At 69.3% G+C, this 23,475-nt stretch carries 24 protein-coding genes; 13 read left to right on the plus strand and 11 right to left on the minus strand.

The features are described 5' to 3' along the window. Positions 1–225 precede the first annotated feature (225 nt). The 4 genes from ACFYYN_RS24700 to ACFYYN_RS24715 are packed head-to-tail and all read right to left on the minus strand — an operon-like array spanning position 226 to position 5,154. Positions 226–1,584 (minus strand): AAA domain-containing protein, encoded by a 1,359-nt coding sequence (locus ACFYYN_RS24700; RefSeq protein WP_500547525.1) that lies wholly within the window; start codon positions 1,582–1,584, stop codon positions 226–228. Then, entirely contained in the window at positions 1,581–3,083 is a 1,503-nt protein-coding gene (locus ACFYYN_RS24705; RefSeq protein WP_500547526.1) for a hypothetical protein, read from the minus strand. The genes ACFYYN_RS24700 and ACFYYN_RS24705 overlap by 4 nt, the downstream gene beginning before the upstream one ends. Continuing rightward, a complete protein-coding gene (locus tag ACFYYN_RS24710) occupies positions 3,080–4,231 on the minus strand; it encodes a hypothetical protein (RefSeq protein ID WP_500547527.1) in 1,152 nt (383 codons plus the stop codon). Before ACFYYN_RS24710 ends, ACFYYN_RS24705 begins: the two co-directional genes overlap by 4 nt. Before the next feature lie 56 nt (positions 4,232–4,287). Continuing rightward, positions 4,288–5,154 carry a hypothetical protein gene (locus ACFYYN_RS24715; RefSeq protein ID WP_500547528.1) on the minus strand — a complete coding sequence of 289 codons (867 nt, stop codon included), beginning with the start codon at positions 5,152–5,154 and terminating at the stop codon, positions 4,288–4,290. A 458-nt stretch (positions 5,155–5,612) separates the two neighbouring features. Between ACFYYN_RS24715 and ACFYYN_RS24720 the strand changes: the two genes are divergently transcribed. The 6 genes from ACFYYN_RS24720 (at position 5,613) to ACFYYN_RS24745 (ending at position 9,888) form a co-directional block, all read left to right on the plus strand. Further along, positions 5,613–5,948 carry an Rv1352/Rv1906c domain-containing protein gene (locus ACFYYN_RS24720; protein WP_500547529.1) on the plus strand — a complete coding sequence of 112 codons (336 nt, stop codon included), beginning with the start codon at positions 5,613–5,615 and terminating at the stop codon, positions 5,946–5,948. Positions 5,949–6,011: 63 nt separating this feature from the next. Beyond that, positions 6,012–6,341, plus strand: coding sequence for a hypothetical protein (locus tag ACFYYN_RS24725; protein WP_500547530.1), 330 nt, complete (start codon positions 6,012–6,014; stop codon positions 6,339–6,341). Positions 6,342–6,431: 90 nt separating this feature from the next. Beyond that, positions 6,432–7,715 (plus strand): DNA sulfur modification protein DndB, encoded by a 1,284-nt coding sequence (locus ACFYYN_RS24730; RefSeq protein WP_500547531.1) that lies wholly within the window; start codon positions 6,432–6,434, stop codon positions 7,713–7,715. Between the two features lie 227 nt (positions 7,716–7,942). Then, a complete protein-coding gene (locus tag ACFYYN_RS24735; protein ID WP_500547532.1) occupies positions 7,943–8,512 on the plus strand; it encodes a ribonuclease HI in 570 nt (189 codons plus the stop codon). A 64-nt stretch (positions 8,513–8,576) separates the two neighbouring features. After that, positions 8,577–9,149: a hypothetical protein gene (locus tag ACFYYN_RS24740; protein WP_500547533.1), complete on the plus strand. Its 573-nt coding sequence runs from the start codon at positions 8,577–8,579 to the stop codon at positions 9,147–9,149. A 568-nt stretch (positions 9,150–9,717) separates the two neighbouring features. After that, the gene (locus tag ACFYYN_RS24745; protein WP_500547534.1) at positions 9,718–9,888 is read left to right on the plus strand and encodes a hypothetical protein; all 171 of its coding nucleotides are present in this window, start codon (positions 9,718–9,720) and stop codon (positions 9,886–9,888) included. A gap of 1,309 nt (positions 9,889–11,197) precedes the next feature. Here ACFYYN_RS24745 and ACFYYN_RS24750 read toward each other — a convergent pair. The 4 genes from ACFYYN_RS24750 to ACFYYN_RS24765 all read right to left on the minus strand — a co-directional run bounded on the left by ACFYYN_RS24750 (position 11,198) and on the right by ACFYYN_RS24765 (position 15,460). After that, positions 11,198–12,658: a UvrD-helicase domain-containing protein gene (locus ACFYYN_RS24750; protein WP_500547646.1), complete on the minus strand. Its 1,461-nt coding sequence runs from the start codon at positions 12,656–12,658 to the stop codon at positions 11,198–11,200. A 54-nt stretch (positions 12,659–12,712) separates the two neighbouring features. Further along, positions 12,713–13,180 carry a DnaB-like helicase N-terminal domain-containing protein gene (locus ACFYYN_RS24755; protein ID WP_500547535.1) on the minus strand — a complete coding sequence of 156 codons (468 nt, stop codon included), beginning with the start codon at positions 13,178–13,180 and terminating at the stop codon, positions 12,713–12,715. A 141-nt stretch (positions 13,181–13,321) separates the two neighbouring features. Next, positions 13,322–14,194: a DUF6083 domain-containing protein gene (locus ACFYYN_RS24760; RefSeq protein WP_500547536.1), complete on the minus strand. Its 873-nt coding sequence runs from the start codon at positions 14,192–14,194 to the stop codon at positions 13,322–13,324. Between the two features lie 504 nt (positions 14,195–14,698). Beyond that, on the minus strand, positions 14,699–15,460 hold the full coding sequence (locus tag ACFYYN_RS24765; protein ID WP_500547537.1) for a GntR family transcriptional regulator: 762 nt from the start codon (positions 15,458–15,460) through the stop codon (positions 14,699–14,701). Between the two features lie 131 nt (positions 15,461–15,591). Here ACFYYN_RS24765 and ACFYYN_RS24770 point away from each other — a divergent pair, with 131 nt between their 5' ends. The 6 genes from ACFYYN_RS24770 to tgmC all read left to right on the plus strand — a co-directional run bounded on the left by ACFYYN_RS24770 (position 15,592) and on the right by tgmC (position 19,093). Beyond that, the gene (locus ACFYYN_RS24770; RefSeq protein WP_143681639.1) at positions 15,592–15,828 is read left to right on the plus strand and encodes a hypothetical protein; all 237 of its coding nucleotides are present in this window, start codon (positions 15,592–15,594) and stop codon (positions 15,826–15,828) included. Continuing rightward, a complete protein-coding gene (locus tag ACFYYN_RS24775) occupies positions 15,825–16,154 on the plus strand; it encodes a hypothetical protein (protein WP_500547538.1) in 330 nt (109 codons plus the stop codon). Before ACFYYN_RS24770 ends, ACFYYN_RS24775 begins: the two co-directional genes overlap by 4 nt. After that, a complete protein-coding gene (locus ACFYYN_RS24780) occupies positions 16,151–16,606 on the plus strand; it encodes a recombinase family protein (protein WP_500547539.1) in 456 nt (151 codons plus the stop codon). The genes ACFYYN_RS24775 and ACFYYN_RS24780 overlap by 4 nt, the downstream gene beginning before the upstream one ends. Positions 16,607–16,695: 89 nt before the next feature. Continuing rightward, on the plus strand, positions 16,696–16,821 hold the full coding sequence (locus ACFYYN_RS24785) for a hypothetical protein (RefSeq protein ID WP_500547540.1): 126 nt from the start codon (positions 16,696–16,698) through the stop codon (positions 16,819–16,821). A gap of 538 nt (positions 16,822–17,359) precedes the next feature. Beyond that, positions 17,360–17,788, plus strand: a complete 429-nt coding sequence (locus ACFYYN_RS24790) for a hypothetical protein (protein ID WP_500547541.1) — start codon at positions 17,360–17,362, stop codon at positions 17,786–17,788. Positions 17,789–17,971: 183 nt separating this feature from the next. Continuing rightward, positions 17,972–19,093, plus strand: a complete 1,122-nt coding sequence (gene tgmC / locus ACFYYN_RS24795; RefSeq protein ID WP_500547542.1) for an ATP-grasp peptide maturase system methyltransferase — start codon at positions 17,972–17,974, stop codon at positions 19,091–19,093. A gap of 182 nt (positions 19,094–19,275) precedes the next feature. Here the strand turns inward: tgmC and ACFYYN_RS24800 are convergent, their stop codons facing one another. Beyond that, complete coding sequence (locus ACFYYN_RS24800) at positions 19,276–20,403, minus strand: hypothetical protein (RefSeq protein WP_500547543.1); 1,128 nt, start codon at positions 20,401–20,403, stop codon at positions 19,276–19,278. A 493-nt stretch (positions 20,404–20,896) separates the two neighbouring features. Here ACFYYN_RS24800 and ACFYYN_RS24805 point away from each other — a divergent pair, with 493 nt between their 5' ends. After that, positions 20,897–21,394: a hypothetical protein gene (locus ACFYYN_RS24805; RefSeq protein WP_500547544.1), complete on the plus strand. Its 498-nt coding sequence runs from the start codon at positions 20,897–20,899 to the stop codon at positions 21,392–21,394. Positions 21,395–21,491: 97 nt separating this feature from the next. Here ACFYYN_RS24805 and ACFYYN_RS24810 read toward each other — a convergent pair whose 3' ends face one another. Both ACFYYN_RS24810 and ACFYYN_RS24815 read right to left on the minus strand, forming a co-directional pair. After that, positions 21,492–22,610 carry a hypothetical protein gene (locus ACFYYN_RS24810; protein WP_500547545.1) on the minus strand — a complete coding sequence of 373 codons (1,119 nt, stop codon included), beginning with the start codon at positions 22,608–22,610 and terminating at the stop codon, positions 21,492–21,494. A gap of 544 nt (positions 22,611–23,154) precedes the next feature. After that, positions 23,155–23,427 carry a hypothetical protein gene (locus ACFYYN_RS24815; protein ID WP_500547546.1) on the minus strand — a complete coding sequence of 91 codons (273 nt, stop codon included), beginning with the start codon at positions 23,425–23,427 and terminating at the stop codon, positions 23,155–23,157. Positions 23,428–23,475 lie beyond the last annotated feature (48 nt).

Genomic DNA, 23,475 nt, shown 5'->3' on the forward strand with positions numbered 1-23,475 from the left:
ACTGGCGCCGACAACACCAGGCCGGTGCCCGCAGCAGCCACTACCAGCGTCAGACCGCCCAGCAGCCGTGATCAAGATCTACAGCTGGAGTACTAGCTGACCGTCTTTCCCCGACCCGGCGATCCGGAGCGTATATACGCGTCGGGGGCCGCCATCGCTCTCCTACGTGGCGACGCATACGTGCTCCGGGCGTGCCTTAAGCCGCTCCTCAGACCCGCGGTCCGTTCAGCCCCCTGGGACGCTGTACTCCGGCCGTTCCAGGTGCGACAGCACGGTCTGGTGGGCCCGCCAGCCGTCGGGGAACTTCGGCGGGACGTCCAGGTAGAGCGGCGAGGTGGACGGATGGCTGTCGAGGAGCTCGCGGATACCGGCGCGGCCGATCACGATGCAGGCGTGGCGGTGGCGGGAGAGCAGGACGCAGAGGCGGCCAGTTTCGAGGTGGAAGGCACTGGCATCGGCGCGGCCGGACAGGGGGTGCCAGACGAGGGTGACGTCGAACTCGCGGCCCTGAAGGCGGTTGGCGGTGTCGACGGTGATGTCGGCGAGGTGAGGACCTTGACGGTCGAGGTGTTCCCGGACGGCGGCGACCTGGTCGTTGTGAGTGGCGCCGATCGCGATGCGGGAGGCGGTGAGCTCTGCGGCTACCCCGGAGGAATGGGTGACGGCGCCCCGCTGCAGCAGGCGGTTGGCGGTGTCGGCGAGGGTGGCAGCAAGCTCGCCGTCGGTGCGCAGGGTGTGGCGGTGGGGTAGTTCGAGGTAACCCCATCCCGTGGCGGCGGCCTTCTCGAGAACCTGGTCGACCGGCGTGCCGCCGAGGGCAGCGGTGGCGAGGGTGAGGATCCGGTCGCCTTCACGGGTGCCAGGGATGAAGGGGTAGAAGGGGTAGAAGGCCTGCTCTACCAGAGGCGCGGTGGAGGCCGGCAGTCGCCAGGAGATGGGCAGTTGGTGAAGGGGCATGCCGGGGTTGTGGGCGAGGGCGACGTCGACGGCGTTGCGCAGCGGGTCCCAGGTGAGGCCGGCCCAGCGGTCGGTGTCCACGGTGGCGAAGGGGTCGAGCTGGCCGGGATCACCGACGAAGAGGGCGTGGTCGAAGAGTTTGCCGGTGCGTAGCAGCGCGTCGGAGCGCATCTGGTAGGCCTCGTCCACGATGGCCCAGTCCCACGAGACGTCCTTGACGAAGGCCCACTTCGCCGCGGTGGCGACGACGACCGGGAAGTCCCGCAGGTCGCCCACGTCGGCGGATAGGGCGACGTTGTCGAGGCCGAGGATGCGGCGCGGGGCGCTGTAGCCGGTGGCGTGCAGGCGGCCGATGCGCAGGTCGGGGCGGTCGGTGGCGAGGCGGGTGACGAGGTCGTCGACCTGTTCGTTGGTCTGGGCGACGATCATGACGGGGCGGTTCTGGTCGGCGAGGTGTCCGGCGGAGCGGACGACGAGGGTGGACTTGCCCGCGCCGGGCGGCGAGTCGACGACGATGCCCCGCTGATTGGTGGTGTCCAGGTCGTGGAGCACGGCGGAGACCGCGGCGTCGGCACGGGCGCCGGGGCTGCCCGAGTTCTGAGGGGCGGGGGACGTCGGCGTGGTCATTCCCAGACCTCCTTGGCATCGTCGTCGGTCGGCTGGTAGCCCTCGCGCGGGCCCCCGTGCGTCCAGGGGACGTCGGTGTCGTCCGGCACGGCGGCAGTGGTGAAGTGGCCACCGAGGACGGTGTAGAGGAGTTCCTCGCCGAGTTCGGGGACGGCGCCGGCAAGGGCCGGGGGTTTCTGCTTGCCGAGCCCGCCGGAGAGTTCGAGATCGACGTCGAAGCCGTCCTCCACCTCGCGGATGTCGATGATCAGGGCCTTTTGGCCGGTGCGGGCCGGACTGCGCACATCCTTGCCGTCTCCGGTGCGCGGCCTGGTCTCGGTCCGGAGCGTGATCAGGGGCCGGAACACCGCGCGCTTGGGCCCTTGGACCATGCGCTCGGCGTCCCTGGCCACCACCTGGCCGGCGAAGGCGGCGCCGTCGAGTTCGTACTCGGCCATGACCAGCGGATCGTCGAAGGCGCGGTCGGTCTGGTAGCGGGCGACGGCGTCCTCGAGACGGGCGAGGCGGCGGGCGGCGCCCGCCGCGTGGTCGCGGCGCGGCTGCGGTGCCCCGCCCTCGGCGATGTACTGCGAACGCATGGTGAAGGCCGTGCGGTCGTACGCCCAGCGCTCGGCAACGCTGCGGCCGGCCGACAGGTCGCGCAATAGGTCGATGCCGTGCCACATATCCCGCCACGTGGGCTGCAGTTGGGTGCGCAGTTCGGATTCGAGGGCACGGACGGCGGCGGCCTGGCGCTGCTCGTCGTCGCTTGCGCCAGCGGCGTCGTAGGCCGCGATCAGTTCGACCAGAGTGCGGTCGAAGACCGGGTCGGTGGCCGGGCCGGCGGGCGGGTGCTGGCTGGGGTCCTCGGCGAGCAGAGCGGCTTCGGGGCCGGTCAGGTCGGCGGGCGGGTCTATCCAGCCCAGCGCTGCGGCCAGGTTGCCGTCCTCGCTGCTGCTCTGGCCGGTGGCCCAGTGCGCGGTGAGCAGCCCGGTCATGCTCAGCAGCAGACTGGACCCGGGGAACTCGCTCTGGTCGCAGGCCCAGGTCAGCCAGTTGCCGAGCAGCGGCACGGCCGGGTCGACGGCATGTTCGCCGGTGGTGCGGCGCAGGCGGGTGGAGCGGCCTAGGAGACGGGTGAAGGCCAGACCGCCGGGGTTGGGCAGGAGGATCTGCGGGGCGTCGGCGTAGCGTTCGCGGGTCTCCTTGCCCCGGGCAGCCGTATAGGTCTCGGTCTGCTCACGGCACCAGTCGAGGTACGGCAGGAGCAGCGCGGCGAGTTGTTCGGTGAAGCGGAAGCGCTGGGTGCGGTTGCGCGGCTGGGGTACAACGAGCAGGTGCGGCTGGTCGCGGTCGGTTCCGGCCATGGCGGCGAGCGGCGCGCAGGCCTCGCCAGCCAGCTTGAGCGGGATGAGGACGAAGGGCCGCTCGGCGATGTGGGTGTGCCGGACGGTGGTGACCGGCTGAGCGCGGCCCGCCTGCTCGGCACGGAGTTTGGCGAGGGCGGTGAGGGTGCTCATGCGGCGCCTCCGATCCGGCGTGCGCGCAGCCGGTCGGCGGCGCGGAGGCGCTCGACGATGTCGGCCTGGGTGGGGTCCGGTTCGAGTGCGGCGTCGATGAGACCGAGCGCGGTACGGGTGGAGTCGATGCCGGGCAGTTCGTTGCGCACAGAGGTGCCCAGGCGGGCAGGTTCGCAAGCGGTGGTGGCCTGGTCCCGGCAGTACTGGGCGAGTTCGCAGAAGTCGAGGCAGGAAGGGCTGTAGGCGGCGGTGAGGTCGTCGAGGGCGTCCGCGAGTTCCCGGCGGGTACGGGCCGGCCTGCCGTCCCGGCCCACGGACAGGTCGAAGCTGGCGTCGGCCGGGAGCATGGCGGCGAGGTCCTCGGCCCGGTCGAGGCGGCCGAGTTGGAACTCGATCGCGTCCAGCTTCTGGCGCAGGTCGACCAGCCTGCCGTACGGCTGGTTCGCGAAGTCCTTGGGGCAGATGAGCAGGAACTGGTCGGCGACGGCGTCGGCGGCCGCTTGCGCGTCCAAGCCGACGGCAAGGAGGGTCTGGCGCAGCGCGATGACGTAGACGGCGGCCTGTTTGGCCGCCTCGGCGACCTTGCCCGGGTCGGCCTGGCCGTCGATCGCGGCGAACGACTTGATCTCGGCGACGTAGAACCTGCCGCCGATGCGGTGGGTGACGGCGTCGGGCTCGAGGTAGGCGGTCTGCCCTGCGACCTGGAGGGTGAGGACGGGGTGGTCCAGGATCAGGCGCTCGTCGACGCCTTTCGTGACGCGACCCAGCAACCGGCGGGTCTCGGCGGCGCGGAGCTTGAGATCGGTGTTCTGGCCGACCGTGTTGAGGTCGGCCACCCCGGCCTCGCGTACGGGTACGTCGAGTTCGGTGCGCAGCAGGGTGAACAGGGCGGCGTAGCCGTCGGCCTTGACCAGCTCCTCGAATGCGTTGCCGCGGGATATCGCGAACGGGGACTGCCCGAAGCGGGCGTCGAAGCCGACGCGGGCGGCGAGCGCGTTCTTGTCGACGCCCGCGGCGTCGAGCACGGCGCGGCGGGCGCAGCCGGGGTTGGCGGTCAGCGCGGTGATCTTCCGCGCGGTGTACGCCTGCGGGGCGATCGGTCCGCGCAGGCGCGAAAGCCTGTCATCGGTGCTGGGCGGCGGCGCCATGGCATCTTCCTGGGCGGTGCGTGCGAGCAGGGCTGGAACCGGGATCGGGCGGGTCGTTATGAGCCGTCGGTGCCCGTGTGGTCGGCGAGTCCGAGCGCCGGCGCGCCAAAGAGTTTCTGCGTGTCGGTCAGTTTGCGCGCGCGCTGAGCGGCAGCCTGCCGCTGTTCGGCGTCATCCGCGGCGTGGACCTCGGATTCGGTCGTGGCGGCACGGATGACCCGTTCCGGGTCGGCGGCACCGAAACCTTCGTGGGCTCCGGGTACGTTCTGCGCGAAGCGGTGCAGGAGTCGCCAGGCGGCGTCCGATGGCTGCTCGCCGGTCGCCTGGATGCGCTGGATCTGCTCGGCGACCCTGACGGCCTGGGTGAGGAAGTCGGTGCGCGGGCCGAGCGGCCCGACGATCCGCTGCTCCAGCGGCCAGGTGGACAGGGCGAGGAGCCCTCTGGCAGGGGTCAGCCGGTCGTGGGTGAGGGCCGCGCAGATGTAGTAGGGGCGCGCGTAGGCCTGTGCGGCGAAGGACCGCTCCTCATCACGTCGCAGCGACGCCAGGCGGGTGGTGACGATCGTGTCGGCGAAGAACGCCTCGTGAGCGGCGGAGATCAGTTTGGGAGCGGCGCTGGCACCGAGGACGGTGAGCGCCTGGTGCACCTGCTCACGTACGGGGATCACGCCGCCCACGGCACGGGCGAGCGTCCTTGCCGGAGAGTCCGGTCGTGGCCGCAGCGGGGTTTCGGCCGGCGGCGCCGCGCCCGGGCCCGCGCCCGTTGTCTCCGCGTCCAGGGCGTCGTTCCACGCCTGCTCCACGTCGCGCAGTTCACGTCGGGCCTTCGTCGCGGCGGCCTTGTCGCCCGCGCGCGTTGCTTCGCGCAGAGAGGCACGCAGGTCCGTCATCCGCTGTTCGAGTGCTTCGAGTGACTCGGGCATGACGGCAGCATAGCCCAGACTCCACTCGCTTCCAATGTTTTCCAAAGGCTTCCAAAGTTAGGCCGGATCGCGCTACGCTCCTGGCAACCGCACGGCTCCAGCCCAACGGGCAGAGCCTGCGCACATCTTTGCCATGCGCCGTGTCAGGCCCCACCCTGCCGGCGGCCGCAGCGCACTCCCGCACCCACTGGCGCCATTCGCGCTACCCAGGCCACTTCACCAAGGAACCGCCATGAGCTCTGCCATACCTCCGTACCCGCCGAACCCGTCCACCCCGCAGTGGGTGATGCGGCACCCGACCGCCCACTCCCCGGCTCCGCAGCCGCCGGCAAGCCCCCGCGGCGCAAGGCCTGGCTCACCCACGGCGCGGTCGGAGTCGTCACCCTGTTCCTCGGCACCGCCGCGGGCGCGGGGGCGCCGAGGCCGACGGCAACTCGGTCCCCGCTCCGGCCGCCACGGTGACCGCCACCGCCAAGGCGGCCGCCGGCCCGGCCCCGACGGTGACGGTAACCGCTACCAAGACGGTCACGGCCAAGCCGCCCAAGCCCAAGGGCCCCGCCACCAGCGTCGCCGGGGACGGCGAGCATGTGGTCGGCACCGACATGAAGGCCGGCACCTACCGCACCGCCGGCCCCGACGGCTCCCTGTGCTGCTGGGAGCGCGCCAAGGACTCCACCGGCGACTCCGACTCGATCACCGCCAACAACAACCTGCAGGGCAGCGGCCGGGTGACCATCCGCAAGGGCGAGGTGTTCAAGTCGACCGGCTGCCAGAAGTGGGCCAAGGTCGGCTGACCACCCGACACCCCTCCACGAAAACCCCGAGCTCATCACCCAAGTGAGAGGGAGAAACACAGCTTGACCGAGTCCGGCGAGCCCGAGCTCAGCATCTACTACCGGCACCTGGCCGCGCTGCTGCAGCGCAGCAACGAGGAGAACTTCCGCGCCCTGCTGGAACAGGCCCGCCGCGTCTCGCGGGGCGAGTACGAGACTGGCCTGTACGACCACCAGCAGGCCTTCCGGCTCCTGTGGCACCACCTGGACCGCAGCGGCTACCTGCGCCGCGCCCACCGTGACGCCCGCGCCCGCCTCACCTCCGGCCACGTCGCGCCCGACGAACGCGCCGACCTCGACCTGTTCCTCACCATCTACGGCCAGGCCCACCCGGCAACCGCTGCCGACGCCTGACCCACTCGCTCCACCCGGTGGGCTTCACGCGTTGCCCCGCCCTCTCTCCCGCTGCCCCCGAGGGATACCTACTCGTAAAGGAAGTCATCCGTGACTATCCCCGTCGACTCGTCGCGCCTCTCCCTAGTGCGTGAGGAGTCCACGTACCTGGCGATCTGCACCAGCCAGGGCGGCCGGACCGTCTACACGACGCGCATCCCGCTCTCCGACCTCTCGGTCATCCTCACCATCCCGGACCCGGCCAAGCCGGACCCGGACAACCGAAAGGTGGACATCACCCACGCCAAGGGCTTCGGCCAGTACCTCGCCGACAACCCCGGCTGGGTGGCTCCCGCCCTCCTCATCCGCGACACCGGTGGCTGCCGCTTCGAGCCGATCAGCGAAGACGGCTCGGTCGGCTACCTCACCGTCCCGTGGTCCATCGGTGGCATCGGACGCCTGATCACGATCGACGGCCAGCACCGCATCCTCGGCGTCCACCTGGAGAAGAAGCGCATCACGGACGAGGTCTCGCGCATCGACCGGGAGAACCACCGCGCCAACGAGGCCAAGAAAGCGAAGCTGGAGCAGGACCGCGAGGCTCTGATCGGCCGGATGCAGCGGCTCAAGGACGAGTTCGTCGGTATCGACATCTACGTGGAGCCCGACGGCGTCAAGGGCCAGCAGATGTTCGTCGACGTCGCTGACAACGCCAAGGGCATCTCCGGTGCCGTCCGGGCCCGCTTCGACACCTCGCGCATCGCCAACCGCACGCTCAGCGACATCGTCACCCACCCCCTCTTTTTCAGCAAGATCGACATCGAGCGGGACCGGATGACCCTGACCAACCGCAACCTGATGGGCGCCAAGCACGTCGCCGACATCACGCGGGCCGTCATCGCCGGTCCCGGTGGCCGCGTCAGCAAGAAGGTCGAGTCGCTGACCGACAACGAGGTCATCGAGAGCGTCCGCGGCTTCCTGGACGTCATCTCCGTCGCCTTCTCCGCGCTCGCGGAGATCACCGAGGAGGACGTGGACAACTACGACCCCTCGCTCTCCGAGAAGAAGAAGAACGAGCCGCCGGCGCCCCCCAGCAAGGCCATGAAGCTGCGCGAGTCCTCGCTCCTGGGCTCGGTGGGCATGCTGCGCGTCCTGGGCGGCGTCTACCGAAACCTGCGCGAGGACGGGGCCGAGGACGGCGATATTCAGGAGTTCTTCAAGCGGCTTGACCGGCACATGACCGCCCCGGTCACCGAGGACAGCATCTGGCGCACCACCGCCGCGACCGAGGACTTCGAGCCGAACGCCTCCGCCCCGATCATGCGGCAGCAGAACGTCGTGCACCTGACCAAGGTGATCACGGACTGGTACAGGAAGGCCCCGGCCGCCATCTGAATCGCCGGCAACGCCGCAGCCCCACCAGATCTGGCCGGCTCCAGGGGCATTGCCACCCAGTGACGGTGCCTGATCCACACGACCACGCTCGGCGGGCGTCACGCGCGTCCGCCCTCTCTCCCGCTGCTCCGTTGCGAAGACAAGGAGGCAACTGTCATGGGTCGTCGTTCTCCCCTCGCCCACGCACCCCACCCCACCCCACCACGTCCACTCGCCGCCAGGTGTGCGTGAACGACAAGGTCAAGGCCGTCGCCGGGCCGATCGTGCTGGCCACGGACGCCTCGGTCGGCCCGGACCAGGTGGCCTCCGGCTACCTCGCCACCACCGGCCACACCGGTCTGCGTGCCCATCTGTACCCGAAGTACCTCGTGCGCCCCCGCTCGCGCGTCGTCGTCACCGAACTGCGCGCCGTGTACTGGGGCATCAAGGCGGTCCTCCATACGCACCCGGGCCGGCCCATTGAGGTCCGCGTGGACAACCTGCAGGCGCTGCGGCATCTGCACAGCTGGCAGCAGGGCTGGACGGACATGCCCGAGGGCTACGACACCCACCTGCGCTCCCAGGGCCGCCGGCCCAGCCTGCTCAAGCTGCAGTTGCTCACCGAGTACACGCCGCACCTGACCTTCGTCCACGAGAAGGCCCACGTCGGCCACCCCCTCAACGAGGCCGCCGACTCCCTCGCCAAACTCGGCCTGCGCTGCGTGCGCGGCGCCGTCCCGCCCACGGAACTCCCGCGCCTGGTCCCGATTTGGGCCACCGGAGCCCTCGCCGACTACCGGCGCTCCCAGGCCGCCTGACGCAAATTCCAGCCTCACAAGTCACACGCACCCGCAAGGTGCATCTACATCCCCTGGAGGGACCATGAGCCAGCAGCAGTACCCGCAGCAGCCCCAGCACGGTTGGGGCAGCCCGCAGCAGCAGGGCTACGGCACTCCGCCGTTCCCGCCGCAGCCGCCGAAGAAGTCGAAGGCAGGGAAGATCGTCGGCTTCGGCTGCCTCGGCGTCGTCGCCCTCTTCGTTCTGATCGGCATCGCCGCCGCGGCCGGCGGCGGAAACGGCGACGCCACCGACACCGGCGCCAAGGACAAGGCCATCACTGCCGGCCGCACGCCGAAGTCCCACAAGGCCGAGGCGACGCCCGCGCAGAAGACGAAGACGCAGGCCGAGCAGTTCAAGGCCTGCGTCGCCAAGTCCGGTACGGCCACGGAGAAGAAGGCCGTCCGGCACGTAACGAAGGTGACCGGCGCGGACAAGCGGAATGACATCCTGGACTCGGCTGAGGTCTACACCGACTTCACTGGTGGACTCATGAGCGACAACCAGGGTGACGCGAAGCTCATCGCCTCTGCGTTCACGTCCTGCTACGAGTCCAAGAACGGGCTCGTGACCGTCTACGGCCAGGATGGCGACATCATCGCCAACGCCAACTACTGATCCTTCGACCAAGGCCCCGCCGATCCGTGACGGGGGGCCCTTGGTTGTTTCAACCCTGCAGCCCGCCCCAAGATCCGGCACCGTCTGAAATCCGAACCTGCCCGCTCAGGGGGTGACGGTGGCGGTCGGCAGCTCCTTCTTCAGCGGCAGGTGGACCGACCCAACGCCGCCTGACTGGCTGCCCGAAGCAGGTCAGTAGGCCTTCGAGTGCGGCCGCGAGGCGATGCTCCCGCCGCCTCCGCGCCGCCCCGGTCACGACCTGCTGCGTGGTTTTCACTCTCCGATCCCTTACCTGAAAGACAACCGTGAACCGAGCCAACATCATTGCCATTGCCGCCTGCGGGTTGACCGCCCTGTCCATCACCGCGGCCACAGTGGACCACGTCAGAACCCACTCTGCGCTCGCCACCGCCCGCCGCCAGGCGGCTGCTGCCGACCACCGCGCCCATCAGGCCGAGTCCCGCCCGCCCAAGGTCGTCACCCATACACTCACCAGGACTGTGGACAAGCCCGTGTTCGGCCGTTCAACGCTCCTCGGCGCCTACGCGTCCGGCGTGATATCGGGGGCGTGTACGCCGACGATGGCAACATGACCTTCACCGCGAACGACAGCACCTGCTCGCAGCAGTACGCACAGATCTCGCAGCTTCCCATCGGCGGCACCATCCACCGCGACGCCTTCATGAAGGCATGCCTGACCAATGTCAACGACACCGCCAAGACCGACCCCGCGCCCTGACCGGCGGCGCTTGCCGCCGATGCTAAGCAGCGGACGACGCACGCTGTGCGTGGCCCCTCTCGACGAGGCGGCTGGCTCCCTCGTCAGGGGAAGCGTGTCTTGCTCGGGCGGCGCCGGAGAGTTCAGCACCGGCGGACGGGCAGGACGCCCGTTGATCTGCTCCATCGTGCCTGGCGGGGGCGGGTGTCACTACAGCGAAACGCACCCACCGCGTCATCGCCTCTGAAAGGCCTTGACGCGGTGGGGGCCCGATGGCGATCAACTGTTTTCGCAATGCGCTCAGCGCAATCAAGGGGGTGCTCGTGGGCGGCGGAAGGCCTATCCGCACGTGTTTGAAGTGCCGCAGCTTCATCGAGGTCGACCAGGACGGCCGCGTGGTCGCCCATGACAGGCTGCTCAGTAGCCTCCCCTGCCATGCCTCCGGTCAGCTCGCCGCACTCGTGTCGGTCGAGTGGGGGCCCGGGCCTCGACGTAGCCAGCAGATCGCGGGCAAAGAACGCAAGCATGATCAGCGGAAGCAGCCCGTATACCTCAGACCCCCTGAGTGGATACCGGATTATCAGGGCGAGCATCTGCCGACGATCGGCTTGCCCGCCAATGGGTGGTTCGGTGTCTGGTTTCCGGCTCACTCGATGTGGGAGCACGAGCGGAAACTCAGGAACTGGGTCGGAAGCGATCGATCGTTCCGGTGGAACGGCCGCGAGGGGTGTTGGACAGTTGCCGGCGCTCACTTCCCCCGCATAAGCCGGGAGCTGATCCGCAGGTACCCGAGCGTCCTCATCGGTCGTGAGTACAATCCACACGAAAGATGCAACTCGTCCTGCCAGAACGCCCGGGGCTTTCTGTGCACCTGCTCCTGCCGTGCCAAGTATCACGGTGGTGGGAAATGGCGAAGTGGGTGGAGGACCCTGGGCGAGTTCAGCGGTCAACGCGCGGGGAAGCCTTGGCACTGGATGGCCGTTGCCGTTGCTAGCTGATCGCCCTGCAAGGTGCAGCGCAGGGTGCTCGGCGTCAGCCTGCGGGAAGGCTGCCCCCAGTGCTGTCGCAGCCGCTCTGCCTCCAGCAGGCGGCAGGCGCCCAGCACGTTCGCGACGCGAGCTGTGCCAGGACCGTGCCGCGATCCCGTCAGCCTGGCCCGATGCCCCGTGGGGGCGCCGCTGTCAGGGCAGCTGTGAGCGCGCTTGGGTCCGCGATCTTCCGCATCAGTACGACCTCGCGTGCCCGACGAGCGAGCCGCAAGGCTGCAAGGCAGCCCTCTCACGTTTGCCATCCCTGTGGCGGACGGCTCTTCACCACCCGCCGTACTGCACTACGGGTTTCCGCCGGGGTGGTCGTTGATCCAGGTCAGCCCGCCGAGGTCGAGGCGGGTGCGTGCGCGGGTGACAGCGACGTAGGCGAGGCGGGCGTCGGCATCATCGATCGGCCCGGGTAGCGGGTTTCCGCGCTCGTCGGTCTCGTCGCTGTCTTTGGGTGGGTGGAAGTCGTCGGCGATCTCGACCTGGGGCCATTCGCGGCCCTTGGCTTTGTGCGCGGTGGAAACCGTCACCTGCGCGTTCTCTTCCCGGTCAAGACGGTTGACCGCGGCCAGGACGGCGTCCGTGCCGTGAAAGTCGACGAGGTCGACCAAGGGCTGCAGGTCACTGCCGGCGGGATCGTGCTCGGCGTAGTCCTGCAGCTGGCCCCAACAGGTGAACAGCACCAGCTCGGGGTGGGAGGTCCGGCGTCCGTCCTGCAAGTCCCGGGCGGCCAGCGCCAGAGCACGCAGGGCCTGGCCTCCCCCGACCAGCGCAACCCTGCGGCCGAGAGCGAGGAAACGGAAAATCTGGGCCATGGCGCCGATGTTGCTGCGGCACAGCACTGCGTCCGGCTGGGTTACCTTGCCTACCTCGGTGGGGATTGACCGGCTGCCTTCCAGGCGGATCGGAGCGTCGGCGATCGCCAGCCACCGGTTGGCCTCCAACGCCAGCAGGGGCCCGAACCGGAAGGACCGGGTCAGCGACAGCGCGGTGCCGTCGAAGCCGGTCATGATGTCCTTCGCGCCACGCCAGCCGTAGATGGCCTGCGCCGAGTCACCGACCATGACCAGCTGGGCGTGGCCGCGCTGGTTGAGCAGGACCTGTTCCAGGACGGGGTTGGTGTCCTGGGCTTCGTCCAGGAGCACGAAGTCGGTGCGGAGTTTCGGGTCGGACAGGGCCCACAGTTTGAGGTAGTGGTCGTGTTCGAAGCGGACGGCGCCGGTGTCGGGGTGTTGCAGGTCGGCCCAGGCGGCGCGGGCGTAAGGCAGGATGCGGCGGGCGAGTTCGGCGTGGAGGTCCTCGGTGTCCAGGCCGCGTAGCGGGGGCACGTGGTGGCGGTCGATGACGGGGTCGGCGGAGTGGCAGAAGCGGGTCACGGTGCGCTGGGTCGTGGAGGTCAGCGTCGTCGGCCACACGGTGCGGTCGCCGATGCGCATGGGCTTGGTGATGCCCAGAGCGTCGGCGGTATGGCGGCCGGGAAGGCGGGGTCCGTTCAGGCGGGCCTGGTAGCGGTGGCCGATGGCGGCGTAGGCCAGGGCATGGGCGGTCTTACACAACACCGTGCCGGGGAAGCGGCCCGCGGCGTCCTGGGCGATGGCCCGGTTGAACGCGACATACAGGCCGCGGCGTGAGGTGTCGGCGGCGAGCTGGGTGAGGGTGGTGGTCTTGCCGGTGCCGGCGCCGGCCTGGATGACCAGGTGGTCCCCGGTGGCGAAGGCGTCGGCGGCCGCGATCTGTTCGTCGGTGGGCTGCAGCATCGTTGAGCATCGTCGTTCTGTGAGTGCGCGGTTCGTGGCGCGCAGGGGTGGTCAGGTGATGTCGTCGTCGATGAGGAAGCCGCGCATCGGCACCGGCGGCAGGCCCTCAGGGTGAGCGGTCGGATGGCGGCGCAGCGCGGCCAGATCCCGGACGATCGCCGCGTAGTGCACTACGACCGGCTCCGCCGGTACCGCGACACGTTCAAACTCGGTGACCAGGTGCTTGGCCTGCTCGAGGAAGGAGGCCGTGCTCGTTCGCTGCCGCCGGGCGAGCTCGGCCGAGACGGCCGCCGCAGTGCAGGGCCCCTTGTGGTGATGAACTGCGACCGCAGCAGGGAAGACCTCCCGGCAGGCCGGGCCGCTGAAGTACGTCGCATGCAGTACCGCCACCAAGTAGGGGACCAGCTGCGGGTAACGGAGCAACGACGCCAGGACCACGCGCTCGGCATGCTCATCACACAGGGCAGGCCCGGGCGGGGGCTGGTCCGGGTCGGGAGTACCGACCAAGGTCTTGGACACCAGGGGCCTCCGAACGGCCAGGACAGGGGCAGCGAAACCGACGCAGCAATTGCTGCGGCACGGGCGTGGCCGTGGTGGCCGCCGGGCCCACGCGGGCGGAGCAGCCGAGCGGAACGGCCACTCGAGGGCAGCGGGCTCACCTCAGACCACGGCCCGGGGCAGGCGGCGGGTCGGGAAGCCGGTCGCGGATATACAAGCGTGGCGGACCGGGTCAAAGGGCTCCCAGGCAACCAGAGCGCTGTCCGCAGCACCGCGAACAGTTACATGGGCCGTACAACGCTGGGCGCGCCAGCGCAACTGTTCGGCGTACGGCAAGCCCGTGAGGTCGTACAGGGCCATCACCTCCGGATCGGCCGGCAGGTGCCCGTCGCCGGGGCGAAGAAGCGGATCGACGAGCTCCAGCTGCCACGTGCCGGGCAGGGCCCCGGAGTCCAGGACCGGCAGACAGCAGCGACGGCGAGCACGGGTCCGGGTCACACACTGGACGTCCTCGACAGGACCAGGGGCCAGATAGCGCGCGCCAAGGATGCGCACGACCGGCCGGACCGGCACATCGTCCGGCGCGGCCCGGGCCGGCTGCCCAGGACGGGGCGTGAACAGGCCGGCATCTTGCAGGCGGCGGGAGTTCAGCGCGAGGGCCCAGCACATCCCCTCCAGAAGCGGGCTGCGGTTGCCCACCGGGGACGCGGGACACAGGGCGTGGTGCCGCACCCGGCACCAGGCACTCCCGTCATGGGAAGCATGAGCGACACCCGAGGAGACATGCCAGCGCTCCCCCGGCGGCACCGACCCTGCGGGGAGCTCTACCGGATGCAGCGGAACAGCAGTACTGCCTGGGCGCTGGTACCACTCCACAGGGTTCCCGCAGAAATCACACCGGCCGCCCTGCGCAGACCGCAGCAACCGGCTCGGACTGTCCTCGGCAATGCGCAGAGACCGGCGCGGCCGGTAATTCTTGCGGCTGCCGTCCCAGGCGAAACCATCGTCAGCGAAGGAGTTGTTCGTCGAGCGCATGACCGCAGACGGTGGCGTCCAACACGCCACAACACGGACGACCAAGCCGAGGAAGTCACCCTCCCGACCCCTTCGAGTCGCACAAGAGTTCGCTCAATAGCTCATGCGTTCCATCGGGCCCCTCGAAACGGTCGATACACACAAGGGTGCCGTACACCCCGCCCCCTTCGACCGCAAGACGCGACTGACCGCCCATCCTGTCGGCGCACTCAACACCCGTCGCTCATGCGGGCGGCTGTGACAGCGGCCGCGGAAACGCGGCCTCGCCCTATGCCTGCTCCAAGATGATCTCCGCCGCATGGGCTCATCGCCGAACCCGACACCCTCGAGGCATCGATTGAGGCGGCCCTTGTCAACAGAACGACCGTAACCAGCGCCGCAACGGCGCGTTCGTCAGCACAAGCGTGTGGAGACCGCGGCCGTACCTGCAACTCACCTGGCTCGGAGGAGGCTTAGCGTCCGTGCCCAGGCACGATCGGCAGCCCGTTGTGCAGAATTCAGCCGTCACTCGCCGCGGTCTATGCCGATCTCGTACGCGATCTCCCAGCGGACGTCAGGCACCACAAGGTCGGCCGTCTCCACAGGCCGACCGTTGCCGTCGTAGTACGTGCGCTCGATCCGCATCAGCAGGTCTCCGACGCTAATCCCCAGCAGGTTGGCCTCTTCTTGCGTAGCGCGCCCCGGCCGCGGCACCTCGACGGCGGTATCGACGGCGACGCCGATGGTCCGCATCCGCTCCACAACTCCCGCGCCGGCGAGCGGGCCCATCTCCGGCAGCACAATGGGCGTGCCGTCCGTGAGAGCCATCGGCTCCCACGACGTCGACAGTTGCACCGGCTGACCGTCAGCCATGAACTCGTACACCGTGCGCACGCAGTGATCCCCGGGCTGAATGGCAAGGCGCTGCGCAACGTCCTCAGGAGCGGGCACTCTGGCCTGACTGTGCGACTCCCAAGTGCCGGCCTTGCCTTGCTCATTCATGTCCGCGCGGAACGGGCTGCCGCCGCGGCACTCGCGATGGCGGGACCGGATCATGCGCATGCGCTCGCGTGGTGGGCGAACAAACCGTCCGGAGCCAGCCCGTCCTTCGAGTAGACCCTCGATGACGAGCCGGTCCAGGGCGCGTTGCGTCACGTTGCGGCCGACGTTGTATTCGGTCGCCAAGACGGCGCCCGATGGGAGTTTTTCGCCGATACCCCACTCCCCTGCCTTGATGCGGCGACGCAAATCGTCGGCCACCTCCAGGTAGGGGGCTTCGCGGGGCATGGGACTCTCCGTGCTGCCCCAGCGAGGGGGCGAGTTGAGGCTGGCGTCGTCATTGACAAAGCTACTGCATAAGGGAGAACCTACTTAAGTAGCATTACGCAGTGCGATCAATCAGTGACCAGGGGATACCTGTGCGTCCACGCATCGAAAGCATCGCCGCACGACTCCTCGCGGCCACCGGCACAGAAGTCGAGCGCCGGGAGGACCAGACAGGCGTTCGCCTGATCGTCGCTCTCCCAGAGGAGCTCGACGAACCGCACCGCGCCTTCCTCCTCGCCGCTCTGGCAGACGCCGACGACTACGGCCATGACCACGCGGGAGACGGCACGCAACAGGCGTGGGCCCTGATCACCGGAGGTACACAATGAGCGACCGGCACGCCGGCAGATGCGGCATCGCTTCCGTCATGGCCAAGTTGGGGATGCCACCCCGCCTGGGCGGGGCGCGCGAGCTGGTCACTGCCCAGACAGACGGCCCGGACGAACAGACGCCCCGGCTGGACGCATTCGCCGAGATTCCGGCAGCGCCCCCTGACATCGATCCAGCCCGCCTCCGTGGTGAAGCCTGCCTTTGTTGCGGCTCCACCTGCGGTCACTTCGACGGCGCGGGCATGGTGCGCGTCGCCGTCGACGGCGGGTGGCGTGTATGGCCGATCGTCGCCTGCCCTGAGCATTTCCTGCGGAGCGCAGCGTGACGGCGGCGACCAGGCCCATCGCGCTGATCCACGACCGGCTCACGCGTCCAGGGCCGAGTCTGCTCATCGAACGTCTGAGCGACTGCGAGCGGTATGCGGCCGATGTGGGCTGGGAGTACAAGGGCATCTGGATCGAGCACGGGCCCCATGCATACAGCGCCACCGATCGGCCGCAGCTCGACGCCCTGGTTCACCTGGTCCGTGTCTTCTCGTCTGCGCGGCCTGTCATCTGTCTGGTCAGCAGCTGGGACCGGCTGGGCGATGAGGCATCCCGGGGGCAGCTTCATCTGCGGGTGCGGGAGGCCGGCGGGTGGTGCGCGACCGTCGGCGGCGCCAGCGACAGGGACGAGGGCGTGGCCGGCCATGCGGTGCGGCACCCGATCGGTGCCGCGGAATGCCACCGCTTGCGTGCCACGGCGCCGGTGCCGCCCCGCCTCTTGGAGGAGATCTGATGCGCTCACATTTGGCCGTGTTATCCCGTACCGGCTCGAGACGTCGTGCGTCCCGTGCTGCCGGGCCGCACGGGTCTAGTGTGCTGGGCTTGGAGTGGCTGCTCGGCAACAGTGCCGCCGTGCCGCTGCTGTGGTTGCAAGTCGCCGCCGCCCAGCACGACACCCGGCCTCCGCCCGCGCTGAGTGCGCCTGACGTCGCCACCGAGGTGGTCTGACGCCCGGCCCCCTTTGGTTCCTCCCTGTTCTTCGGGGAGGACGCCCCGATCCCCGACGGGGGCGCGCACGGCCCGTACCAGGGGGGCCGTGCGATCCCGCCGCGCGCGCTGGCGAGCCTGCCCGGATCATCACCCAGCGCGCGTGGCGGGCCCCACCAGTTCCACCCACGATCTTGGAAGGCAACCGTGTTCGCTTCTTCCCTTCGGCTTGCGTCCGCAGTACCGCTGCCGCCGGTCCGGCCTGACCGCCCCGCCGCCGCGGCGCGTGCCGCAGAGGACCCCGGACCCGGCCACCGGCCCGGCGGCATCCGCGTGCCGCGGCAATGGTCCAGCTCCATGCCGGACCGGCGACGGCACACGCCCTCAGGCACGGGGGCTGGGTGGGGCGCGGGTTTGGGTGGCGCCGGTATCGACGCCCGGCAACCCGCGGCGGCCCGGCGCCGGGGAGGGGCGAGAGCTGATGCGGCGTGACACGAGCCCGGATCCGGTGCCACGGACGTGGACGGTGGAGGTCCGGCCCATGGGTGCGGGGGCGGTCATGACGTGCGAGGAATGCGACCGGCTCGATGACCTGCCGGGGGCGGAGCCGGTGCGTGGCGCGGTCGTGGCGCATCTGGTGGCGCATGTCCGTGCGGCGCCGCTCGCGTCGCACCTGCGGACGTGCCAGTGCGGCCAGAACGGCTGCCGCTGGCATCCGCGGCACCGTGGTTGTGACGGCCTGGTCCGGCTGGTGCTGGTGCGCTGCGCGGGGGGCCAGCTGTGGCGTCTGGCCGACACCTGCCACGCCTGCGCCACGGCCACACCGCAGGCCGCCATCGTGCCCGAGCCGCACGGTGCGCCCGTGATGGGCCCCGCCGCTGCCGGGGGCGCGGAACCGGTGAGTTGTGTGTCGCCGGTGGTCGTGGACTGGAGCGGCGAGCCTGCAACAGAGCTGTGGGGGTGGGATGACGGAGCAACGGCCCTGTAGGGCCCGCATCGAGGCAGGCTGTGGGTGGCGACGCTGCGGCCTGGGGCTCGTCACCTGCCCGGGGGTGCCGCTGCCGGGTGCGGCCATGCCAGCGAGATGCCCGGCAGCTTCGGCCCCGCGGTACATGCCGCCCCGCAGCGCCCCTGGTGGGGACCATGAGCGATCTAGTGAAAGGGAGACGACGTGAACGAGCACTACCTGCGCCAGCAGTTGGTGGACCACCTCACGGCCGACGGCAGTGTGCGCTCGCCGCAGTGGCGGGAGGCTGTCGCGGTCACCGGGCGGCACGAGTTCCTGCGCGGCGGCTTCTTCCGCCAGGTGCCTGGTTCGGCTCCCACCGCGTGGGAACCGGTCATGCCCGGCGATGAGGGCTGGCTGCCCGGCTGTTACACCGACACCTCGCTGGTCACCCAGATCGCCGGCACCATCGTGCCCGGCGACATATACGGCCGGATCCTGCGCCAGCCCACCAGCTCCAGCACCGCCCCCGGCCTGGTGGTGCGGATGCTGGAAGACCTCGAGGTCGAAGACGGCATGCGCGTGCTGGAGATCGGCACCGGCACCGGCTACTGCACCGCGCTGCTCTGTCACCGCCTCGGCGACCACCTGGTCACCTCCACCGAAATCGACCCTGCGGTGGCCGTCAGAGCCGCGAATGCGCTCGCCACCCTCGGCCACGCCCCCGACCTGATCACCGGCGACGGTCTTGCCGGGCACAAGGACGGCGCCCCGTATGACCGGGTCATCGCCACGTGCGGCGTGCTCACCATCCCGGAGCAGTGGATCGCCCAGACCCGCCCCGGCGGCCAGATCCTGGCCACCCTGTCCGGCTGGATGCACTCGGCGCAACTGGCCCGCCTGACCGTCCACGACGACGGCAGCGCGACCGGACAACTCATGGGCGGGCAGGTCTCATTCATGCTCGCGCGCACCCACCAGCCCCCACCCCTCGGAAGGCTCCCCGACACCGACACCGGCATCGATCGCGACACCACCATCGACGCTGGCATCCTGGACGACTGGGCGGCCCGGTTCGTCGCCCAGACCGCCGCACCCGCAGCCCAGCGCCTCCACCTCGGCGACCGGGGCCAGCTACTCCTCGACGCCGACGCGGGAAGCTGGGCACTGCTCCAGCCCGGCCCGCAAGGCTGGCGGGTCCGCCAAGGCGGCCCCGACCGCATCTGGGACCCCATCGAAGACCACCTCCTACGGTGGCGCCACGACGTGTCCCCCGCCCTGGACCAGTTCCGGGTGACCGTGTCTGCGGACGGACGCCATTCCTACACCTGGCCCCACGCCCGGTGACACGGGCGCGAGGGCCGGCCCGCGCGCCAGGAAAGAGCACCAGGAGAGCCGGACCGCGGCCGCACGACGTTCATGCCGCGCCGAGCCGCATCCGCGCCCAGAGCAAGACCCAGCGCTCCGACCCGGGTCAGCCAAGCGGTGAAGAGGAGCCTTGGCCATTCGGGAGGTGGCGCGTGACGGCGTCAGGCGCGCAGGCAGCGATCTCGAAGTTCGGAGATGACGGCCTTCTCGGACGCGTTGACGGCACCGTCCACAGTGGCCACCCGGTCGGCCGCATCGAGGATGTCGCTCAGATCCCCCGACTCGGCGTCTATGCGCCGCCACACCTCGGCGGGGTCGATGTCAACAAGGTGAGCGAGCTGTTCGTCAACCACCTGATGGTGATCCCGCACCACCCTGACCAGGTGCCGGATCAACAGCGCCTCATCGTCGGCGATTTTATCGTCCGCCATGATGACGAGCCACGCGACCCACAGCATCAACTGCGGGTGCCGGCTCCGCTCGCTCAGGCCCTCGGCGAGTTCGATCACCCGCGCCTCGTTCCGGAAGACGGCTTGCGCGTGCCGCCCCGCGAGCAGCGTCGTATAGCGGTTCAGCACCACCGCAAGGGGAACGCCGACCAGGGGGATACCGATCTTGATGACATTGCGTTGCAGGAGGAACTTCCCGACGACGGGGAGCCCCCGCCCGGCGGCCAGTACCGCTCTGGAGTAGAAGCGCTTGATCAGCGGCCGCACGAGGGCCGGAACCACCTTGATCGCACCTTCCCGGACCGCTTCCCCACTCTTGATCGTGAAGGCCACTCGAATGAGCTTCCACATGTCTTCGGGGTCGGACAGGTCGAGCGGGACCCGGTAGAGCACTGCGATGTCGTAGGCCAGGCGCAGCTGGAGCCGGGTGATGAACGCGACATCGACCATCATCGTTGCGACGGCGGCCGGGACAGTCGCCGGCGAGGCACCACCAAGGCTTCCGAGGGTGGCGACGACGGCCGCCGTATAGGCCCCGGCAGACAGCCCGCCTTCAAGCGCGGCGTACCGAGCCGCCATCTTCATCCGCTGATCGACGATGGCATCCGCGGGTACGCCCTCATACCGTTCCTGGAAGTACTGCCAGTCGACCTTGTCGGTGTAGGAGCTCAAGGCCTGAGCGCTGAGCTTGGTGAACCAGCTGCCCGACTTGATGTCGTCCGCGCTCAGTCCCTTGACGAACTCCCGTATCTCTTCCCGCTCGTGCTCGACAGCTTCCCGGTCGGCATCGTCATCCCCGTCGGTGTCGGTGTCGACAGTGTCAATACGGGCTTCGGTCATGGTCAGTCCCCCCCAGGGTGGTATAGCGTGGAGCCAGGTTGCCAGCTTGCGGACAACGCTGACGTCTCAACACGGTGACTCAGTAACCGGCACATCTGTCGAACGGATGTGCCGTTGAGTTGAGCTGCACCCTAGCGCGTCACCATGCCGCTGATGCCGACGCGTCGATCTCCGTCATGATCGCCTTCACTGCGGTCAGCTGCGCCAGACACCATGCAACCCCCAAGTCGGTTCTACACCGTGAACAGCACCGCGCCGGCCGCCTTGACCACCTCGTCCGCCGCACGCTTCTCGGGCGATGCGACCGACGCACCCGCGCACGTCCAGCCGAAGCCCAACCGGACACCGCAAACAGCCCTACCCGGTCTGGGCGATGACGGGCACCATGGTCCGCCGGCACACCCGCGGCCACCCCGTGACACGCCCCCGCCCGCGACCGCTCTCCAAGGCAACCAGCTGAGCCCTCACCTGCCCGTTCTGGTTGGATGCCGCCATGAGCGCAGGCACTCACCCGGAATCCGGTCTGACGAAAAGCATCTGGAGCGACGCCGACTTCGACGCAATGGGATGGCATTACTGCACCATCCACGGACTCTGCGTGCAGCCGGGCGCCTCCGACGACTCGCTGCCGCGCCTGCTCCTGGACATCGACTACATCGTCCGCTGGGTGCATCCAGTCGCCCCGCAGACGCACTTCAGCTTCTGGATCGCACCGTCCACGCTCGTGTTCGACGATGTCTGGGACGTCGAGGGCGACCTCGACTTCAAGCAGATGGCCTTGAGCCTCGACATCGACCACCTTCGGCGCTCAACCCCACAGGACAGTCACGCCGACCCGCAATGGCACATCCAAGGTCACTTCTTCAACCTCACGTTCCGGGCCACGGGATTCCACCAATACCTACGGCAGGCACCCCAGCACGCGCAGCGGCTCGACCTCGGACACAGCGAGCGCGGAGGGATCTCGTTCGCGGAGACCGCCTTCGCCTAAAACCAGCACGCACGCCCACCCATCAGGCACTCAGATCTCAACCGCGGTCTCAGGGAAGGACAAGCAGCCTCAAGAGCCTGCAACCCGTGGGTCGCCGCTATTGCGGGTCCTGCTTGAGCAGACGCTGCAGGCGCTGCGCGCGACGCTGACCGATGTGCGGCCGCGTCTGCATCTGCCGCAGCGACACGCCCCTCGATGCGTTACGGCCGCCGTCGGCGCGGACGGCCGCGTCAAGACGGCGTGCCTCCTCCAGGAGTACGTCCCTGTCCAGGCCGGACCGGCCCCCCATCACCTGCGCATCCGCATCCAGGGCGGGTGCCTTGGCGTGCGACTGTGCATCCAGCTGCGCATCTGCCTCGTCGTCGTCTGCATCCGGCTGCGCATCTGTCCTGTCGGCTGCATCCGGCTGCGCATCCGCTGGAGCCGGCTGGACCGGGATGCGGGCGTGTACGGCCTCGGTCCAGGGCGAGGCTGCGGCGGCTGGATACGGGCCGGGCATGGACTCCGCACCACGAACCAGCTCTTGCTCCTGCCCGGCTTCGCTGCCCGGGCTGTCGACTGATGCCCCGCCGGCGACCGAAGGGGTAAAGGCGTGTGCGACCTCCCCCGACCTGTCCACCGTCGTGGCAGCCCCTTCCGTCTCTTGTGGCTTCCACCCAGGAAAAGCCCGGCGCCGCTCCTCTTTCCAGATCGAGGGCACCTCCATGGTGGCAAGGTCGCCCGCGTGACGTCGGGCAGCGAGCAGATGCAGCAACTTCTCGCACTGCTCGGAATCCTCCCCGACCCCGGCGCGGGCGACGGCGGCCCCAAGCCGCCGGTCCCTGACGTTTGGCAACCAGCCCAACCAGCGCGGAAGTTTCGGCAACGCCGCAAGACGCACCGCCGTGCGGGTGGACCGATCCCGCGTGATCTGCTCGGCGTCGCGGCCGCGGTCGGCCAGACCCAGACGCGACAACAGGCGCTCGCGCAGTTCACGGGCGATGACCGCCGGGATGCTGCCGGATTCGGCCCCGGGTTTGGCGTGCCACAGGTCCAGGCCGAGCGCGAGATGACACAGCAAGGCGGCCAGCACCGGCCCGACAAAGGCCCGAACGGTGCCACCCCAGATGTCCGGGCTCTCGGTGTAGGCGGGGATGACCTGAACCGTAGTGATCAGCCACACCAGCATCCCCGGCGCACCCAGCTTGCTCTTGAAGCGCATGTTGCTGCGCGCCATCAGTGCGCAGGGACCGGCGCGCCCGGTAATTCTTGCGGCTGCCGTACCAGGCGAAACCATCGTCAGCGAAGGAGTTGTTCGTAGAGCGCATGACGGCAGACGGTGATGGCAGACACGCCACAACATGGACGACCAAGCCGAGGAAGTCACTCTCCGGACCCCTTCAAGTCGAACAAGGGTTCGCGGAATAGCTCATGCATTCCATCGGGCCCCTCGAAACGGTCGATGCACACAAGGGTGCCGTGCACCCCGCCCCCTTCGACCGCAAGACGCGACTGACCGCCCATCCAGCCGGCGCACTCAACACCCGTCGCTCATGCGGTCGTCTGCGACAGGGTCCGCAGAAACGCCGCCTCGTCCTATGCCTGCTCCAGAACGATCTCCGCCGCACGGGGCTCATCGCCGAACCTGACGCCCTGGAGGCATCGATTGAGGCGGCACTTGCCAACAGAACGACCGTAACCAGCGCCGCAACGGCGCGTCCGCCAGCACGAGCGTGCGGAGAAGGCGGCCGTACCTGCAACTCACCTGGCCCGCAGGAGGCTTAGTGGTCGGCTCCGGAAGTTTTTCGGGGGTTGACTCCGGGGTTGGTCGGGTGCCTGGTGTCCAGCCAGATGTCCGGGGTGGCGAGCTGGAGGCCGCAGGCACAGTCCAGGGCGTCCTCGGGGGTGCCGGCGAAGGTGCCGGTGGGCAGGAGGGTGTCCTCGTACTTGTCGGTGCTGGCGAGGTAAAGGGCGAGGTCCCAGGTGGTGGCGGATCGGCCGTAGCGCAGGCGCGTCAGTTTGATGCTGCCGCCGACGGCGAGTTCGCCGGCCACATGTTCCTCAGATCCTTGTTCCGATGCTGCGCGCGTTTTCGCCGTCGT

The sequence above is a fragment of the Streptomyces sp. NPDC001902 genome, from assembly GCF_042891295.1.
GTDB lineage: Bacteria > Actinomycetota > Actinomycetes > Streptomycetales > Streptomycetaceae > Actinacidiphila.

Excerpts from the sequence above, each read along its gene's own strand:
- ACFYYN_RS24700 (WP_500547525.1), bottom strand. The coding sequence starts at position 1,584 with ATGACCACGCCGACGTCCCCCGCCCCTCAGAACTCGGGCAGCCCCGGC.
- ACFYYN_RS24805 (WP_500547544.1), top strand. The coding sequence starts at position 20,897 with ATGAGCGCAGGCACTCACCCGGAATCCGGTCTGACGAAAAGCATCTGG.
- ACFYYN_RS24765 (WP_500547537.1), bottom strand. The coding sequence starts at position 15,460 with ATGCCCCGCGAAGCCCCCTACCTGGAGGTGGCCGACGATTTGCGTCGC.
- ACFYYN_RS24810 (WP_500547545.1), bottom strand. The coding sequence starts at position 22,610 with ATGGCGCGCAGCAACATGCGCTTCAAGAGCAAGCTGGGTGCGCCGGGG.
- ACFYYN_RS24740 (WP_500547533.1), top strand. The coding sequence starts at position 8,577 with ATGAGCCAGCAGCAGTACCCGCAGCAGCCCCAGCACGGTTGGGGCAGC.
- ACFYYN_RS24790 (WP_500547541.1), top strand. The coding sequence starts at position 17,360 with ATGACGTGCGAGGAATGCGACCGGCTCGATGACCTGCCGGGGGCGGAG.
- ACFYYN_RS24715 (WP_500547528.1), bottom strand. The coding sequence starts at position 5,154 with ATGCCCGAGTCACTCGAAGCACTCGAACAGCGGATGACGGACCTGCGT.
- ACFYYN_RS24760 (WP_500547536.1), bottom strand. The coding sequence starts at position 14,194 with ATGCGCTCGACGAACAACTCCTTCGCTGACGATGGTTTCGCCTGGGAC.
- ACFYYN_RS24775 (WP_500547538.1), top strand. The coding sequence starts at position 15,825 with ATGAGCGACCGGCACGCCGGCAGATGCGGCATCGCTTCCGTCATGGCC.
- ACFYYN_RS24800 (WP_500547543.1), bottom strand. The coding sequence starts at position 20,403 with ATGACCGAAGCCCGTATTGACACTGTCGACACCGACACCGACGGGGAT.
- ACFYYN_RS24705 (WP_500547526.1), bottom strand. The coding sequence starts at position 3,083 with ATGAGCACCCTCACCGCCCTCGCCAAACTCCGTGCCGAGCAGGCGGGC.
- ACFYYN_RS24710 (WP_500547527.1), bottom strand. The coding sequence starts at position 4,231 with ATGGCGCCGCCGCCCAGCACCGATGACAGGCTTTCGCGCCTGCGCGGA.